Source organism: Lysobacter sp. 05T417, assembly GCF_056396405.1.
In genome coordinates, this window is record NZ_JBFTLK010000006.1 from 169,795 (window position 1) to 186,469 (window position 16,675).

Annotated in this window: 14 protein-coding genes and 1 pseudogene; 10 read left to right on the plus strand and 5 right to left on the minus strand. The window is 66.6% G+C overall.

The features are described 5' to 3' along the window. The first annotated feature begins 97 nt into the window (after positions 1–97). Positions 98–1,093, plus strand: coding sequence for an NADPH:quinone reductase (locus AC1DER_RS12780; RefSeq protein WP_477243509.1), 996 nt, complete (start codon positions 98–100; stop codon positions 1,091–1,093). 467 nt (positions 1,094–1,560) lie between these two features. Here AC1DER_RS12780 and AC1DER_RS12785 read toward each other — a convergent pair. Both AC1DER_RS12785 and AC1DER_RS12790 read right to left on the minus strand, forming a co-directional pair. Further along, positions 1,561–1,980, minus strand: a pseudogene (locus AC1DER_RS12785) (alpha/beta fold hydrolase); the annotation flags it as partial. Between the two features lie 174 nt (positions 1,981–2,154). After that, entirely contained in the window at positions 2,155–2,958 is an 804-nt protein-coding gene (locus AC1DER_RS12790) for an SDR family oxidoreductase (protein WP_477243507.1), read from the minus strand. A gap of 572 nt (positions 2,959–3,530) precedes the next feature. Here AC1DER_RS12790 and AC1DER_RS12795 point away from each other — a divergent pair. After that, positions 3,531–4,529 carry an OmpA family protein gene (locus tag AC1DER_RS12795; protein ID WP_477243505.1) on the plus strand — a complete coding sequence of 333 codons (999 nt, stop codon included), beginning with the start codon at positions 3,531–3,533 and terminating at the stop codon, positions 4,527–4,529. A gap of 75 nt (positions 4,530–4,604) precedes the next feature. On the opposite strand, the gene AC1DER_RS12800 is transcribed toward AC1DER_RS12795, so the two are convergent. Together AC1DER_RS12800 and AC1DER_RS12805 are read right to left on the minus strand one after the other, a co-directional pair. Continuing rightward, positions 4,605–5,081 (minus strand): hotdog fold domain-containing protein, encoded by a 477-nt coding sequence (locus AC1DER_RS12800; protein WP_477243503.1) that lies wholly within the window; start codon positions 5,079–5,081, stop codon positions 4,605–4,607. Between the two features lie 81 nt (positions 5,082–5,162). Then, entirely contained in the window at positions 5,163–7,631 is a 2,469-nt protein-coding gene (locus AC1DER_RS12805; RefSeq protein ID WP_477243501.1) for an acyl-CoA dehydrogenase, read from the minus strand. 335 nt (positions 7,632–7,966) lie between these two features. On the opposite strand from AC1DER_RS12805, the gene AC1DER_RS12810 reads away from it, so the two are divergent. The 8 genes from AC1DER_RS12810 to AC1DER_RS12845 all read left to right on the plus strand — a co-directional run bounded on the left by AC1DER_RS12810 (position 7,967) and on the right by AC1DER_RS12845 (position 15,876). Continuing rightward, positions 7,967–8,596: a TetR/AcrR family transcriptional regulator gene (locus AC1DER_RS12810; protein WP_441817170.1), complete on the plus strand. Its 630-nt coding sequence runs from the start codon at positions 7,967–7,969 to the stop codon at positions 8,594–8,596. 31 nt (positions 8,597–8,627) lie between these two features. Further along, positions 8,628–10,448: a phosphoenolpyruvate carboxykinase (GTP) gene (locus tag AC1DER_RS12815; protein ID WP_477243499.1), complete on the plus strand. Its 1,821-nt coding sequence runs from the start codon at positions 8,628–8,630 to the stop codon at positions 10,446–10,448. Between the two features lie 7 nt (positions 10,449–10,455). Further along, a complete protein-coding gene (locus tag AC1DER_RS12820; protein ID WP_441817172.1) occupies positions 10,456–11,040 on the plus strand; it encodes a 2OG-Fe(II) oxygenase in 585 nt (194 codons plus the stop codon). A gap of 23 nt (positions 11,041–11,063) precedes the next feature. Beyond that, positions 11,064–12,095, plus strand: coding sequence for a hypothetical protein (locus tag AC1DER_RS12825; protein WP_441817173.1), 1,032 nt, complete (start codon positions 11,064–11,066; stop codon positions 12,093–12,095). Then, a complete protein-coding gene (locus tag AC1DER_RS12830) occupies positions 12,092–13,708 on the plus strand; it encodes a tetratricopeptide repeat-containing sulfotransferase family protein (RefSeq protein ID WP_477358024.1) in 1,617 nt (538 codons plus the stop codon). The genes AC1DER_RS12825 and AC1DER_RS12830 overlap by 4 nt, the downstream gene beginning before the upstream one ends. Before the next feature lie 74 nt (positions 13,709–13,782). Beyond that, on the plus strand, positions 13,783–14,379 hold the full coding sequence (locus AC1DER_RS12835; RefSeq protein ID WP_441817175.1) for an RNA polymerase sigma factor: 597 nt from the start codon (positions 13,783–13,785) through the stop codon (positions 14,377–14,379). After that, positions 14,376–14,891 carry a hypothetical protein gene (locus tag AC1DER_RS12840; protein WP_441817176.1) on the plus strand — a complete coding sequence of 172 codons (516 nt, stop codon included), beginning with the start codon at positions 14,376–14,378 and terminating at the stop codon, positions 14,889–14,891. Before AC1DER_RS12835 ends, AC1DER_RS12840 begins: the two co-directional genes overlap by 4 nt. A gap of 67 nt (positions 14,892–14,958) precedes the next feature. Further along, complete coding sequence (locus AC1DER_RS12845; RefSeq protein ID WP_477243493.1) at positions 14,959–15,876, plus strand: DUF4097 family beta strand repeat-containing protein; 918 nt, start codon at positions 14,959–14,961, stop codon at positions 15,874–15,876. 93 nt (positions 15,877–15,969) lie between these two features. On the opposite strand, the gene AC1DER_RS12850 is transcribed toward AC1DER_RS12845, so the two are convergent. Beyond that, positions 15,970–16,629 carry a TIGR02466 family protein gene (locus AC1DER_RS12850; protein WP_477243491.1) on the minus strand — a complete coding sequence of 220 codons (660 nt, stop codon included), beginning with the start codon at positions 16,627–16,629 and terminating at the stop codon, positions 15,970–15,972. Positions 16,630–16,675: the final 46 nt, after the last annotated feature.

The following is a 16,675-nucleotide window of genomic DNA, read 5'->3' on the forward strand; positions in this document are numbered from 1 at the left end:
GCCGCCCCAGCGTTCCGGCCGTGAGGCTGGTGGCTGTGGCCGCGGCAGGCGTAACCTCCACGCTCGGCTTCGCCCCCGGAAGCCGCTGGAACCTGCCATGCGCGCTGCCGCTTATTCCCGCACCGGTCCCGCAAGGGACGTGCTCGCCATCATCGAAAAAGACCGGCCCGAACCCGGCGCGGGCGAAGTCCGCGTCCGCATCGCCTGGTCCGGCGTCAACCCGTCGGATGTGAAGGCGCGAGCCGGTGCGCGTTCGAGCGCGCTCGCTTATCCGCAGGTCATTCCGCACAGCGATGGCGCCGGGATCGTCGACGCCATCGGCGATGGCGTGCCCGCCCATCGACTGGGCGAGCGCGTATGGATCTGGAACGGAGCATGGGGCCGTGCCGACGGCACCGCTGCCGAATGGATCGTGGTGCCGGCAGCGCAAGCGGTGAAATTGCCCGACGGCATCGCGCTCGATGTCGGCGCCTGCTTCGGGATTCCCGCACTCACTGCCTGCCACGCCATCGGCGTCGATGGCGGTGTTGCCGGCAAGCGCGTGCTGGTTGCAGGCGGTGCCGGCGCGGTTGGCCACTACGCCGTGCAGATGGCGCGCCTGGCAGGCGCCAGCCACGTCATCGCCACGGTCAGCTCCGCCGCGAAGGCCGAACATGCGCGCGCGGCAGGCGCCCACGCGGTGATCGACTATCGCAACGAGGACCTGGTGGCGCGCGTTGCCGAGGAGACCCGCGGACACGGCGTCGATTGCATCATCGAGGTCGACTTTGCCGCCAACGTCGAACGCGACTTCGCCATGCTGGCGCCCGAAGGGCGGATCGTGGTCTACGGTAGCGGTGCGGGCGAGATCGCGGTGCCGTTCGTACCTGCGATCCTGAAGAGCGTGCGCTTGTCGTTCTTCATCGTCTACAACCTGTCGGATGCCGATCGCGCCGGTGCCATCAAACGGTTGCACCAGTGGGCAGGAACCGATGCCCTGCAACACGCCATCGCCCTGCGCCTGCCGCTCGAGGAGACCGCGCAGGCGCATGAGGCAGTGGAATCGGGCCGCGTGATGGGCAACATCGTGCTCGCCATTGGCGGGCAGGCCTGAGCGCGAGCCGGGTCAAGCCGGAGCGAGCACGCGACGCGAGCGACGGATGCGGATGGCCTGCACCGCAGCTCCAGCCAGGTACACCAGGAAGCCGACGCCCACCAGCATTTTCAGCGTGGAGATGGAAGAACAGCGTCAGCGAGTAGCCCATCACCGCCACGTAGCGCGGCAGGCCGGCATGGCCGGGGCGACGCTCGGCCCAATAAGCAATGGCCAGCACGACCAGCGTGATGATCGACAGCACATGCGGAGGCCCGAAGCCGCCGTGGTGGAAGATGAAAAGCCCGGTGATGCAGGTCGCCACGGTGAAGAGCACGTAGGTCAGCCCCGAACGCGTGCCGGTACCGATCTCCCCGTAGCGAACGATCGCGATGATGCCGGCCACCACCGCCACCAGGGCGATGGCGGTGTGGAACATTCCGAAAGCACTCATGTTCAGCATGGCAACCTCCCGCCGGTTGGCAGGGTCAGGCTTTCACGAATGCCAGCAGGTCGGCATTGAGCCGTTCCTTGTGGGTGTCGGTGATGCCGTGCGGCGCACCTTCGTAGACGATCAGTTTGCTGTCCTTGATCAACTTGGCCGAAGCGCGTCCGGCGGCGTCAATGGGAACGATCTGGTCGTCGGAGCCGTGGATGATCAGGGTCGGCACGTCGAACTTCTTCAGGTCGTCACGGAAGTCCGTCTCGGAGAAGGCCTTGATCGAGTCGTAGGTGTTCTTGTGCCCGCCCATCATGCCCTGCATCCACCAGGCGTTGATGACGCCTTGCGACGGCGTCGCGCCAGGGCGGTTGTAGCCGAAGAACGGGCCGCTGGGGATGTCGAGGAACAACTGCGAACGGTTGGCGATCATGCCCGCGCGGATGCCGTCGAACACCGAGATCGGCAGTGCTGGGCAGGCCGTGCGCGCCGACGCGTGCACCTTGCGGCGCGGATATGATGGCGATGGACATCGTGTGCTCCGTTGTGACCAGCCAGCAGTCTCCATCGGATGCACGTAAACCCTCTATGTCTGCCAAGGTTGCATGCGTAAGCGTCGCGTAAATTCTTCCGCGGCCAGGTGCTATCGGCTGCTTGTCATCGGGTTCGGATGATGGACGTGCGGTATCTCGACGCCGCCGTTGAGGTAGCCATCGAGCCAGTCCCTGAAATGCAGAGGCGCCAGCAGCGCCCCGGGTCCGGGTGTGAGCGTGTGGTCATCCAGGATTGCGTCGTAGTAGCGCGTCTGGGGGTCTGCCACCACCGGCCGGTCGTCCTGGTAGCTGTACATGACCCATTGCACGAGTTCGCACAGCCGGTAGGTTTCCGGGCCGGCGATCTCGATGACGGTGCTCGATGGCGGCTCCGCCACCAGTTCGGCCAGGCGTTCGGCGACATCATCGGCGGCGGCAGGCTGCACCAGCGCCGGCGAAAGATGGACGATGTCCCTGCCGCTGCCCGGTGGAATGATGTTGGCCATGAACTCGAAGAACTGCGTCGCCTGTACGAGGGTGTGGGGAACATCCGATGACCGCACCAGCCGTTCCTGCGTGTCTTTTGCGCGGAAGTAAGGACTGCTCTGCAGTCGCTGCGTTCCCACGACGGAGAGCGCGATGTGGTGGGAGACGCCGGCGCGCGCGCCAGCCGCAAGCAATTGCCCGGTGGAGCGACGGAAGAATTCGCCCACGTCCGGTTCGTCGAACGAGGGCGAGTTGGTCACATCGATCACGGTATGCGCGCCGTCCAGCGCCGCCTGCAGGCCCGCGCCGGTCACGGTATCCACGCCGGATCTTCGCGAGGCGGCGAACACGTCGTGGCCGCGCTGCTTCAATCTGGCGACCAGCTTCGATCCGACCAGGCCGTGCCCGCCTGCTACCACGATCTTCATTGTCCGGTTTCCTGTCGTGTGCGCGTGATCCCGGACCATAGTGCGGCAGCCGCAGTGAAGGAAGGCGCGGTCCCGGACACCCGGTGTTGTCCATCGCGCAACAAAGCCCGGGGCGGCATGACGCTCCGCGAGTTCCGTATTCCGCTGGTACAAAGCGTTGGATGACACGACAAGCCGGCATGAATCACGCCAGTGCCGGAAGTTTCGCGCGGGCCGGATATTGTTGCCGTCTGTCGGACAGGTATCGGCCTGAACAGCAAGCGATCGCATCGCGATCGACCTGCTGCGCCCGGGTTTCTGCCGAAACCGTGTCTCCGCCTTCAAGTGCAATAGCGAACGGCCGCAATGACTTGCATCGCATAGCTTCGCCCGATGCTGCGCAATCGCCTCATCACCGTTCGCCCTCACATCGCGCGGCGCTTCACTGCTGCTGAACGGCACCGGGACCACTGTCCCAGACCTTGCGGGCGCGGTCCGCGGTTTGGAGAAGGGCAATGAAACGCACGTCGATAGTCTTGACCGGGGCCATGGTGGGGATTCTCGGCGGAATTGTTGCGCCGAGTCTCTTTGCCGTGGAAATCATCACGAAAGAAGACATCGTCAACAACGTGGTCAAGAAGGATCAGCTGGAGAAGGTGGCCGACAACGCCGTCTTCCTGCTCGACACGTCGTCCTCCACGAACCGCAAGTTCGGCGACACCGGCAAGCCGGTGGTGCAGGTCGTCAAGAGTGAACTCAGGAACCGCAACTCCTACTTCCCGGACCTTGGCTTCAATGTCGGCATCTATACCTACACCGGCTGGCAGGACAACTACCCCATGCAGCCCTACGACCGCGAAAAGGTCGATGCGGCGCTGGCCGGGGTACGCGACAAGGGCAGCGGCATCACGCCGCTCAACACCGGCCTGGAAAAGCTCGAGGGCATCCTCAAGCCGCTGACGGGCAGGACGGCGGCATTCGTGTTCTGGGATGGGGAGTACACCGGACAGAATCCGGCCGAGATCGCCAAGCGGCTGGCCAAGGAATACGACGTCTGCTTCTATGTGGTCAGCAGCGCGAAGCCGGCAAGGGAGGCCACGCTGACAACGGATGTGGAAAGTCTCAACGCCTGCTCGCGGGTGATACCGCTGGCCGACTTCTTCAACCATCCCGAGTACACCAGCGGCGCACTCTATGACGTCAAGGTCACCGAGCAGGTCGTCACCACGACAGACACCAAGGTGGTCGGCCTCAAGGTCGACAACATCAACTTCGCCTTCAACGAGACCGCGCTCGCCGACAAGGACAAGGTCGAACTGGACAAGGTCGCCGCGTTCATGAAGGACAAGCCCACGGCCTACGCCGTCATCGCCGGATACACCGACAACGTCGGAACCCGGGACTACAACGAGCGCCTTTCCCGCGACCGCGCGAAGATGGTCGGCAATTACCTGACGGAAAAGCATGGCATCGACCACGGCCGCATGGTGCTGTTCTGGTACGGGCCGAAGAATCCGCTCGTCGCCAATGACACCAAGGAAAACCAGGCGAAGAATCGCCGCGTCGAGATGAACGTTGGACTGAAGGGCTAGCGCTCTGGTCCCTGCGCCCTCCAGGCCGATGCCGTTCGCGGTCCGGCCTGGTCGTGCGCGTTTGACAGTGCGCCGCTAGGCGGACGCCCGGCGCGGCGACACCCACATGATGATGCGCGCCCGGAACACGACCTCGCCTGCGTCGTCCTTGACCGCGACGCTCACAGGCAGCTCATAGCCGCTGGCCGATTCGACCACAGGCATGTCCGGCGTGGCCACGCCGTGCATCGTGCCGGTCGCCTTCTTCAGGTACTCGACGCTCATGCCCTTGGGGATCCAGCGCATGCTGGCGGGGATGGTCGCGTCGGTCATCACCCCGGCGCTGAGTTCGGCCAGGTTGCACAACGCGATCGCATGCACCGTGCCGATGTGGTTGTGGACCCGGCGGCGGTCGCGGATGCGCACCTCGCAGCGGCCGGGCTCCAGCGCGACGAAACGCGGCGCGATGGTGGCGAAGTAGGGCGCCTTGAAGCAGATGGCACGCGAGAACAGCCAGTGGCCGGCGGGCCAACCGGTGATGCGGCGGTACAGCGCGAGGATGGGCGTGGCCATGGTCGTTGCGTTCCTTGTGGCGAAAAAGACCACGGCGGGTCATGCCCGCCGTGGTCTTCATTCGTTGCCGCTGCGATGGTTTCAGGCGGCGGCGCGATTGTCGTGCTGCAGGTTGCGGTAGCCGGCCGAGCGCAGCTCTTCGCTGTCGAAGTCGTCGACACTGATGGTATCGATGGTCATCTCGCGCAGCTCTTCCAGCTGGCGGCGCTCGTCGGCGGTGATCCAGCCTTCGCGCACACCCTCGTCCAGCTGCGAGACGAAATCGTGCGCCTCGATGTCGCTGTTCTTGAGCGCCTTGAGGAACTTGCGCTCCACCGGTTCGGCCAGGATCGCCTTCTGAAGGTAGCTGTTGATGCGGCCAGCCGGGTTGTTCTCGCCGGGCGTGGTGAAGATGCCTTCGGCGAGGCGATCGCGTGCTTCGTTCGGCGACATCAGCAAGGATGCAGTCTTGTGGCCCAGGCGGTCGCTCGGCGCCTGCGCGCGGCGGCCCCACGGGAACACCAGCAGCCACAGCAGCCAGCCGACCGGACGGATCGGGAAGTTGCGCAGCGCCGCGGAGAAGGCGATCTCGATCTTGTGCACGCTGTTGTGCACCGACCAGGCCAGCAGCGGCTGGTCGGACACCGGACGGCCCTGGTCCTCGTAGCGCTTGAGCATCGCGCTGACGATATACAGGTGGCTGAGCACGTCGCCCAGTCGGCCGGACAGCGATTCCTTGAACTTGAGCTTGCCGCCCAGCAGCAGCATCGAGGTATCGGCCATCAACGCCAGCGCGGCCGAGTAGCGGTTGAGCTTGCGGTAGTAGCGGCGCGTGTAGCCATCGCCGGGAGCGGCGCCGAAGCGAGCGTTGACCAGACCGTACCACCAGCTGCGCACGGCGTTGGAGATGGCGAAGCCGATGTGGCCGAACAGGTTCTTGTCGAACTCGCGCAGGCGCTCCTCGGGATCGGGCAGCGTGGCGGCCTTCATCTCCTTGAGCACCCACGGATGGCACAGGATCGCGCCCTGGCCGAAGATCATCAGCGAGCGCGTCATGATGTTGGCGCCCTCCACCGTGATCGCGATGGGCGAGGCCTGCCAGCCGCGGCCCAGGTAGTTCTTCGGTCCCAGGATGATGCCCTTGCCGCCGTGGATATCCATGGCGTCCTGTGCCGCCTGGCGGCCCATCTCGGTGCAGTGGTACTTGGAGATCGTCGAAGGCACGGCCGGCAGTTCGCCGCGTGCGACCGCCGCGGCCGAGGCCTCGGCCAGTGCGCTGGCAGCGAATGCGTTGCCGGCCAGGCGCGCCAGCGCTTCCTCGACGCCCTCGAAGCGGCCGACCGAGAGGCCGAACTGCTTGCGGATGCGTGCGTAGGCGCCAGTCACCACCGCGGCCATCTTGGCGCCGCCGCTGGCGGTGGAGGGCAGGGTGATCGAGCGTCCGATCGACAGGCACTCCACCAGCATCTGCCAGCCCTTGCCGGCATAGGCTTCGCCACCGATCAACTGGCTGAGCGGGATGAATACTTCGCGGCCGTGGATGGGGCCGTTCTGGAACGGTGAGTTGAGCGGGAAGTGGCGGCGCCCGATCTCGACACCGTCGGTGTCGCGCGGCAGCAGCGCCAGTGTGATGCCGATGTCCTTCTTGTCGCCGATCAACCCTTCCGGGTCGTACATGCGGAAGGCAAGACCAATGAGCGTGGCCACCGGCGCCAGGGTGATGTAGCGCTTGTCGAAGGTCAGCTTGACGCCGACCACGCGCGCGCCGTTCCACTCGCCCATCGCGACGATGCCGTAGTCCGGGATCGAGGTCGCATCCGAGCCGGCCCACGGACCGGTCAGGCCGAAGCACGGCACTTCACGGCCATCGGCCAGGCGGGGCAGGTAATGGTCCTTCTGTTCCTGCGTGCCGTAATGCATCAGCAGCTCGGCCGGGCCGAGCGAGTTGGGCACGCCGACGGTGGAGCTGACCACCGAGGAGATCGAGGCCAGCTTCTGGATGACCTTGTGGTTGCCCAGCGCCGAGAAGCCCAGGCCGCCGTACTCCTTCGGCACGATCATGCCGAAGAACTTGTTCTTCTTGATGAAATCCCACACCGGCGGCGGCAGGTCCGCGTGGACGTGGGTGATCTCCCAGTCGTTGATCATCCGGCACAGCTCTTCGGTCGGGCCGTCGACGAAGGCCTGCTCGTCGGCGCTGAGGGTCGGCTTGGCCTGGCTCAGCAGCACGTTCCAGTCGGGCTTGCCGGAGAACAGCTCACCTTCGAAGCCAACCGTGCCGGCTTCCAGCGCCACGCGCTCGGTTTCCGACAGCGGCGGCAGGATCTTGGTGTAGAAGCCCAGCAGCGGCTTGGTGATGAACGGCAGACGGAACTGCGGCAGCAGCAGCGGCACCGCGATGAGGGCGGTGATGAAGGCGGCCACCAGCGTGGCGGTGGCATTGGCGCCCAGCAGCCAGCAGGCCACCAGCGCTGTGGCGGTCAAGGCCGCCCACACCGGCAGGCGCAGCCGGTGATAAGCGGCGATGGCCCCGACCAGCAGGAAGGCAATGAAAGGAATCGCAATACTCATGACAACGCTCCAGCGGCGATGCGGCTAATTGAAGGTCTGCAAGCAGGCCAACCATCGGGGTGTGGGCGCAGCGGCCATTCAAGCAACCGCATCAAACGCTCAACATACGGCCGAGTATGGTAAGGTTGCCGGGCCGCTGTCAAGGAAGCCGGGGCCGGAAGGGACGATCAGCGGTACAGGTCCGGTTTTGCCGTTTACCAGAGCGTAACCCGCCCGTCGCGGCCCGGCGGCCCCCGCGCGGTCACCTCGGTGTTTCCCGCCGCGCCCTTGCCGTCCCGGTGTCTTTACAGAATGCATACTGTTCCCGGCGGTGCCGTATGGATAAACTTGTCGCCATGAGCTCGACCGCGAACCCCAAGCAGGACCGTCCCGGACAAGCCCGCAATGGCGGCTCCGGCAGTGAACGAACCGGCCGCCTCAGCGCAGACGATTGGGCGCAGGCCGCGCTCGACCTGATTGCCGAACAGGGAGTGGCCGCGGTCGCGGTCGAACCGCTGGCGCGCCGGCTGGGGGTGACCAAGGGCAGCTTCTACTGGCACTTTCCCTCGCGCGACGCCCTGCTGGTCGCGGCGCTGGAGCGCTGGGAGAAGGTCGAGCAGGAGACCGTCTTCGGCCAGCTCGAACCCATTTCCGATCCGCGTGAACGCCTGCGTGCGCTGTTCACCCTGGTCGCGCACGAGTTCAAGTCGCACGTCATCTATTCCGAGCTGCTCAAGGCGCTCGACCACCCGGCCGTGCAGCCGGTGATCGGGCGCGTCTCCGAGCGCCGCCTCGACTACCTGACCGCATCGTTCCGCCAGGCCGGCCTGGCCCGCACCGATGCCCAGCATCGCGCCCGCCTGCTCTACGCCGCCTATGTCGGCTTCCTGCAGTTGAACCTGCAGTTGCACCAGGCGCGCATGCAGCACGACGAATTCGAGGCCTATGTCGAGCACATGATGGCCACGCTGATCCCTTCTTCTTGATAGCCCAGCCCCCGCTGGAGGATGTTTGCAAATGAATGCGATTTCACACGACGTCTCGAAACCTGTCATTGCACCGGGGAGCGAAGGCAGCAAGCTGGCGGCGCTGAACGCCTGGGTCGCCCAGGTCGCCGCGCTGACCCGGCCCGACGCGATTGTCTGGTGCGACGGCAGCGACGCCGAGAATGCCGCGCTGATCAAGCAGATGCAGGCCGACGGCACGCTGGTCAAGCTCAACGAGCAGACCCATCCCGACAGCTGGCTGCACCGCTCGCACCCGGACGACGTCGCCCGCGTCGAGCACCTGACCTTCGTGTGCACGAGCGAGCAGGAAGACGCCGGCCCGAACAACCACTGGATGTCGCCGGCCGACGGCCACCAGCAGATGGACGCGCTGTTCGACGGCTGCATGCAGGGCCGTACGATGTACGTGATCCCGTACTGCATGGGTCCGATCGAATCGCCGCTGTCGCGTTGCGGCGTGGAGATCACCGACAGCCCGTACGTGGTCGCCAACATGCGCATCATGACCCGCATGGGTGCGCCGGCACTGGCGCGCATCGAGAAGGAAGGCCTGCTGCATGACGGCGTGTTCGTGCGTGGCCTGCACTCGATCGGCGAACTCGACCCCGAGCGCCGCTTCATCATGCATTTCCCGGAAGAACTGACGATCAAGTCGTTCGGCTCCGGCTACGGCGGCAACGCACTGCTCGGCAAGAAATGCCACGCCCTGCGCATCGCATCGCACCAGGCCCGTTCGGAAGGCTGGCTGGCCGAGCACATGCTGATCCTCGGCCTGGAGAACCCGCAGGGCGAGACGCATTACGTGGCGGCTGCATTCCCGTCGGCCTGCGGCAAGACCAACCTGGCCATGCTGATCCCGCCGGAGGGCTACCGCGCCCAGGGCTGGAAGGTGTGGACGGTCGGCGACGACATCTGCTGGATGCGTCCCGGCGCCGATGGCCGCCTGTACGCGATCAACCCGGAAGCCGGCTTCTTCGGCGTGGCTCCGGGCACCTCGGACAAGTCGAACCCGAACGCGCTGGCCTCGATCCAGCACGACACCATCTTCACCAACGTTGGCGTCACCGCCGACAACCAGCCGTGGTGGGAAGGCCTCGACAACGGCCAGACCCCGGTCACCGACTGGCGCGGCAATCCGTATGACGCCGCCAAGGGTCCGGCCGCGCATCCGAACTCGCGCTTCACCGTGTCCGCCAGGCAGTGCCCGAGCTACTCGGAGCAGGCCGAGAATCCGGCCGGCGTGCCGATCAGCGCGATTGTCTTTGGCGGCCGCCGTGCATCGCTCGTGCCGCTGGTGTTCGAAGCACGCGACTGGGCGCACGGCGTCCTCGTCGGTGCCGCGATGGGTTCGGAGACCACCGCTGCCGCCACTGGCGCGGTCGGCGTGATGCGCCGCGACCCGATGGCGATGAAGCCGTTCTGCGGCTACAACTTCGCCGACTACTTCAGCCACTGGCTGTCGTTCGACAAGGCCGACGCGAAGCTGCCGAAGATCTTCCACGTCAACTGGTTCCGCAAGGGCGACGACGGCAAGTTCCTGTGGCCGGGTTTCGGCGACAACCTGCGCGTGCTGGAGTGGATGATCCAGCGCGTGAAGGGCGAGGCCGGTTCGGTCGAAACGCCGATTGGCCACCTGCCGGCCGACGGCGACCTCAACCTCGATGGCATCAGCCTCAACGATGAGGCCCGCGCCAAGCTGTTCGGCTTCGACCATGCCGGTTGGCAGGCCGAGTTCGACAGCATCGGCGAGTACCTGGACGAGTACGGCCCGCGCATGCCGCAGGCCCTCAAGGACGAGCACAAGCGCATCGCCCGGGACCTGGCTGGCTGAGGACTCCATGATCGATAATCCCGCCGCGCTCGCGGCCAGTCGTGAACTGCTGATCGACGGCCGCCCGCTGCGGGTGTTCGACGGGCACCTGCCCAACGTCGGCGACTACGTGCGTGGCCTCTCGCGGGCCGCGTACACGCGCACCGAAATTGCCCGGCCGGAGACGGCCGAGCACAAGCACTGGGCCACCGAGGTGAAGCTCGAAGCCCTGTTGCAGCAGCCGATCTTCGACATCACCCGGCGCGCCGTGCTCGGCTTCACCACGGCGACGTTCGGCTATCGGCCGTATCGCGCATACACCAACGTCGCGTCGTTCGGCGACATGCTTTTCACCCATACCGATTGCCTGCCCGACCAGCACGACCTGACCGCACTGTGGTACCTGTGCGAGAACTGGGACCTGGAGTGGGGCGGCGAAACGATGTTCTTCGACGCCCAGGACGAAGTCGCCGCGGCGATCCAGCCGCGCCCGGGCCGGCTGGTGATCTTCGACGGTGCCATCAAGCACGTGGGTCGCCCGCCGAACCGCATCTGCTATGCGCCGCGCTACACGTTCGCGATCAAGTTCGAGCGCCAGGCCGCGGGTCGCTGAGCGGGCATGACGGCGTGGCGTCGATGATCGACTCCGCAGCTACGGCGCTGCAGCGCGCGGCGGATGCCAGCTGGTTTCCGCTCGACCTCGACGTACCGGCACGCAGCTTCAGCTTTGCCCGGCTCGATGTCGAAGCGCTCGAGCGTTCCACGTTCATGGACACGCGCCTGGATGCGGCAATCGCGCAGGTCGAAGCCGTGCAGGCTGACGCGCTCGCGGCGATGCCGGCGCCGGCGGCGCCACCGGCCTGGCTGTTGCACACCTCGTTCTGCGGCTCGACCCTGCTGGCACGCGCGCTGCACGTACCGCCGCACCAGGTCGCGCTGAAGGAGCCGCTCGTATTGCGCCGCCTCGGTGATGCGCGTCATGCGGGCCGCTCGCTGGGAGACCTTTGCGAATTGTCGGCGCGGCTGCTGTCGCGACCGTGGTCCCCCGGTGGCGGTGTCCTGGTCAAGGCCACGCATGCGGCGCTCAACGTCGCCCCCGACCTGCTGGCGGCGATACCGGCCAGTCGCGCGGTGGTGCTGACCTCGTCGCTGGATGACTTCCTCGTCTCCAACCTCAAGAAGAGCGCCGAGACCCAGGCCAAGATTCCCGCCCTGGCCGAACGCGCGCTGCAAGCCGGGACGCTGCACCTGCGCTTGCCGTCGCAAGCGATGCAACCGCCCGACCTGCTGTGCGCCGCGGCGCTGCAATGGGCAGGCCAGCGCGATCTCGTCATGGCGCTGGCCACCCGCTTCGGCGAGGCGCGGGTGCGCGTGGTCGATTTCGACGCATTGCTTGCGTCGCCGGTGGAAGTGGCGGTCGCATGTTCGCGCTGGTTGCAGCTGCCGGCGTCGGAAGCCGACATCACCGCACGCGCCAGCGAGGTATCAAGCCGCAACGCCAAGGCGGTGTCGGTGTCCTACGGCGCCGGCCAGCGTGCACAGGAAGCGCAACTGGTGCTCGACCGTTACGCTGATGCGATATCCCGCGCCCGCGACTGGGCCAATCGTTACCTGCAGCCTGCACTGGAAACCCGTTTGCCGATGACCGCAGTGGAACACTGGACATGAGCGCGACCCTGGCTTCGCTGTGGCAGCAAGGCGAAACCTACGCCCGGCAGGGGCAGTGGGCCGCTGCGCTCAAGGCCTACGATGGCGTGCTCGGCCACGATCCGGGCCACGTCATGGCGATGTTGCGCGCCTCGCGCATGGCGCTGTCGCTGGGCCGCTACCGCGACTCGCGCGACTACGCGATGCGCGCGCTGGCAGCGCGCCCAAGCGGCGACGAGCCGGTGCTGACGCTGGCGCGCGCGCTGCGAATGTTCAATGAACCGCTGGCGCTGCTGGAGTGTGTCGAGAATTCGCGCTGGCGCGAGCGCAAGTCGGCGCAGTGGCTGACCGAGATCGCGATGCTGGTCAGCACCATCGGCGAGAACAAGCTGGCGATGGAGCTGCTCGACCTGGCCGTGCAGCGCGATCCAAGGAACCCGCCGACGCGCTATTTCCGTGGCGTGGTGCGGATGTTCTTTGGCGAGATGGACGCCGCCGAGCAGGAGCTGGAGCTTTGCATCGCCCAGCTGCCGACCTACGCCCAGGCGCACTGGGTCCTGTCGCGCCTGCGCAAACAGACGCCCGACAAGAACCACGTCGAACGCATGCAGGCGCTGATCTCGCGCGTCGCTCCCGGCACCGAGAGCCGCGTCTACCTGGCCTATGCGGTGCACAACGAGCTGCACGATCTGGGCCGCCATGAAGATTCCTGGCAGGCGCTCGACCACGCCTGCAAGGTGAAGCGGCAGCTGTCCCCGCACGATCGCGACGACGCCCGCCGCATGTACGAAGGGCTGATGAAGCTGTGCGATGCGGGCTTCGTCACGCCCTCGGCGCAGTCCGCGGCGACGCAGCCGCCGTACGTGCCGGTGTTCATCGTCGGCATGCACCGCTCCGGCAGCACACTGCTCGAGCAGCTGCTGGCCGGACACCCGGATGTAGCCGACGGCGGCGAGACCTATTCGTTCACCTCGCAGATGCGCTACTTCGGCGACCACCGCAACAAGGGCGTCGCCGACGCCGAACTGGTGCGCCGTGCCGCCGCCATCGACTACGAGCAGGTCGGCCAGCGCTTCTACGAGCACACCGCCTGGCGCGCGCAGGGCAAGCCGGTGCTGACGGAAAAGCTGCCGTCGAATTTCCTCAACCTGGGTTTCATCGCCCGGGCGCTGCCGCACGCGCGCATCCTGCACATGGTCCGCGATCCGCTCGACACGTGCTTCTCCAACCTGCGCACGATGTTCTCCGACGTCAACACGTTCTCCTACGACCAGCGCGAGCTGGCGCAGTGGTACGGCCAGTACCACCGCCTGATGGCGCACTGGCATCAGGTCATGCCGGGCAGGGTGCTCGACGTCCATTACGACAAACTGGTCGCCGACCCCGAGGGCGTGATGCGCGGCGTGCTCGACTTCTGCGGCCTGCCCTGGGACGCGGCCGCAACCCGCCTGGACCGTGAGCAGGGCGGGGCCGTGGCCACGGCCAGCAGCCCGCAGATGCGGGGCGGCATCATCAAGAACCGCAGCGCCGCCTGGGCTCCCTACGAGGACAAGCTGGCGACCCTGATCGAGGGCCTGGCGCCGTACCGCAACGTCACGCCGGGCCATGCCGGCCCGGACGCCGCCTCCGGCTGACCTCCCGCAGTCGGCGCGCCTGGGGCCGGGTCGGGTACTTAAACCGGCGGCTCGTTCGGCGCATCACAAGGACCATGCTGACCGTCGTGACCGAATTTCTGACCGATGCCCCTGCCGCCAGCGATGACGGCGCCGACGAACGTGGCCTGGTGGCCGCGGCCGCGCGCGGCGAAGTGCGGGCCTTCGAGTCCCTGTATCGGCGACATGCCGGTCGCGTTCATGGCGTCATCGCCCGCCTGGTCGGCAACCAGGGGGCGCGGGCCGAGGACCTGACGCAGGAAGCGTTCGTGCGGGCGTGGCAGGCTCTGCCGGCGTTCCGATTCGAATCGGCGTTCTCGACCTGGCTGCACCGGCTGGCGGTCAACACCGCCCTGATGGAACTGCGCAGCCGCCGCAGCCGCCCGCAGGACGACGGCGATTCCGACGAGGAGGTCTTCGACCTGCTCGGCAGCACCGACTCGGCCGGTCACACGACCGCGCTGACCATGGACCTGGAACGCGCGGTGGCGACATTGCCGCCCCGCGCCCGCGCCGTCCTCGTCCTGTACGACGTGGAAGGTTGGAAGCACGAAGAGATCGCCGCCGAACTGGGCATGGCGGTCGGCAGTTCGAAAGCGCAATTGCACCGCGCGCGTGGCTTGCTGCGCGAGCGGCTGGGAGGACAGGCATGAACAGCAACGACAAGAATATCCATACCCCCGAAGACGAGCTGCCCGACGCACTGCGCTGGCAGTTGCGGGCGATGCGCCGCGACGTCGAGCCCGGCAGCGACCTGTGGCCCGGCATCGCCGGACGCCTGCAGGCGCAGCGACCGAAAGCGGCAACGCGTCCACGCTGGCTGGCGCCGGTGGCGATGGCGGCGACGCTGGTGCTGGCGGTGGGCATGGTCGGTGTGTGGCGCGGCGGCGACGTCGGCGACGCGCCGGTCGGCGCTCCGCCCAGGGCCACGCTCGTCCAGCGCGAAGCCGAGGGCATGACCCTGCAATACCAGGCCGCCTTGCGCGAGGTCGATGTCGGCCAGCCGCCGATGGAGCTGCAGCCGGTCTTCGATGATCTCGACCGCAGCGCCGGGCTGATCCTGCAGGCACTCACGCGCGATCCTGATTCGCGCCTGCTGCTGGAGCAACTGCGCCGCACCTATGCACGCCGCCTGGCCCTGGCACAGCGCCTTGTCTATGCGTGATCCGTACCTCACCACCTCGATTTCCCGTCTTGAACCGCGAACCACGCCCGCTTTCCGGAGAAACTCCATGACCCGCGCCAATTTCCAACGTCTCGCACTCGGCCTGGCTGTGCTGGTGGCGAACTCCGCCATGGCGGCCACGCCGATCAATGAGACCCGGCCGCTGGATCCGCGAGGAACGGTCGAGGTCGAGAACGTCAAAGGTCGCGTCGACGTGCGCACCTGGGACCGGCCCGAGGTCAAGATCGAGGGCAGCCTCGGCCAGGGCGTCGAGAAGCTCGAGATCGAGGGCGACAGCGGCCACCTGACGGTGCGGGTGAAATACCCCAATCGCGGCGGCGGCGGCCTGTTCGGCAGCAACGACAAGAGCGAACCGACCGACCTGCGCCTGACCGTGCCGGTCCGCGCCGACCTCGATGTCGATGTGGTCTCGGCCGACGTTTCGGTCGAAGGCATCGCGTCGAGCCAGCTCTCGATCGACAGCGTCAGCGGCGACGTCACCGTCGCCGGCGCACCAAACGAAGCCAGTGTCGACAGCGTCAGCGGCGACCTGATGCTGACCCTCAACAGCAACCGCGTGCGTGCCGAATCGGTCAGCGGCGATCTCACCCTGCGCGGCCGCATGAGCGGCGAAGTGGATGTCGAAACGGTGTCCGGCCGGGTCGATGTCTCGGTGCTGCAGAACCGCCTGCAGCGGCTGTCGGGCTCGTCGGTGTCGGGCGACATCCGCGTCGCCACAGGTCTTGCCAGGAACGGCCGCATCACGCTGGAAACCGTCAGCGGCGACCTCGTCCTGGTGATGCCGGGCGACCTGTCGGCCAACGTCCGCGGCGAGAGCTTCAGCGGTGACCTGACCGCGCCGGGCGCGCAGGTGATCCGTCCCAAGCACGGTCCGGGATCTTCCTTCGAGCACCGCTATGGCAGCGGCGACGGCGACATCAGCATCGACACTTTCTCCGGCGATGCAACGCTGCAGCTCGATTGAGCGACCAGCACAGATAGCAAAAAAAGCCCGGGTTTTCCGGGCTTTTTTCGTTATGGCGCTGCCGGTGCCCGGCAACCGCGCTGGCGAAATGAACTACGCGTCCTTCATCCCGAACCAGCAATTGAACGCAACCGTGATGCGCTCGTCGTTGCCGAAGAAAGGCATCACTTCGTGCTGCAGCCAGGACGGGAACAGCACCAGCTGGCCCGGCTGGAAGCGCACGTTCCAGGTGCCATGGTGGTACGGCTCGCGCAGGTGCGCGTTGCCCGGATCCAGGAACAGATTGCTGTAGTGGTGCGGATTGTGGAAACGCAGGACGCCCGATTCCGGGCGGTCGTCGGGCGTCTGGCCCGGGTCGACGCAGTACACGCCCGACCACGACGCCATCGGATGCGTGTGCAGGATCGTGAAGCCGCCATTGCGGGTCACATGGAACCAGGTGTGCGAGAAGATCTGCAGGCGCTGCATTTCCTGCGGGCTGTAGCCATTGAGCTCGGCGATCGTGCGCCCCAGCGTGCTCCAGCAGAACTGGCGCAGTTGCTGGACACAGGCCTCCGGCCACGCAAACAGGTTGAAATTGCTCTCGAACACCCCGGTCTGCTGCTTCAGGGACGGGTTCGGGTTGGCGTATCGCGCACCTTCGCCCTCGCGCTCCAGCAGCAGCGTCTTGAGCTGGGCATTGATGGCCTCGGCATCGGGCAGCGTGTCCTGGGCGAAGGGCACCGCGAAGAGCGGATTGAGCTGGTAGGGCATCGCTTCCTGATCGCTGCGGGATGGATGGGGGCAAGTGTAGCGCGCC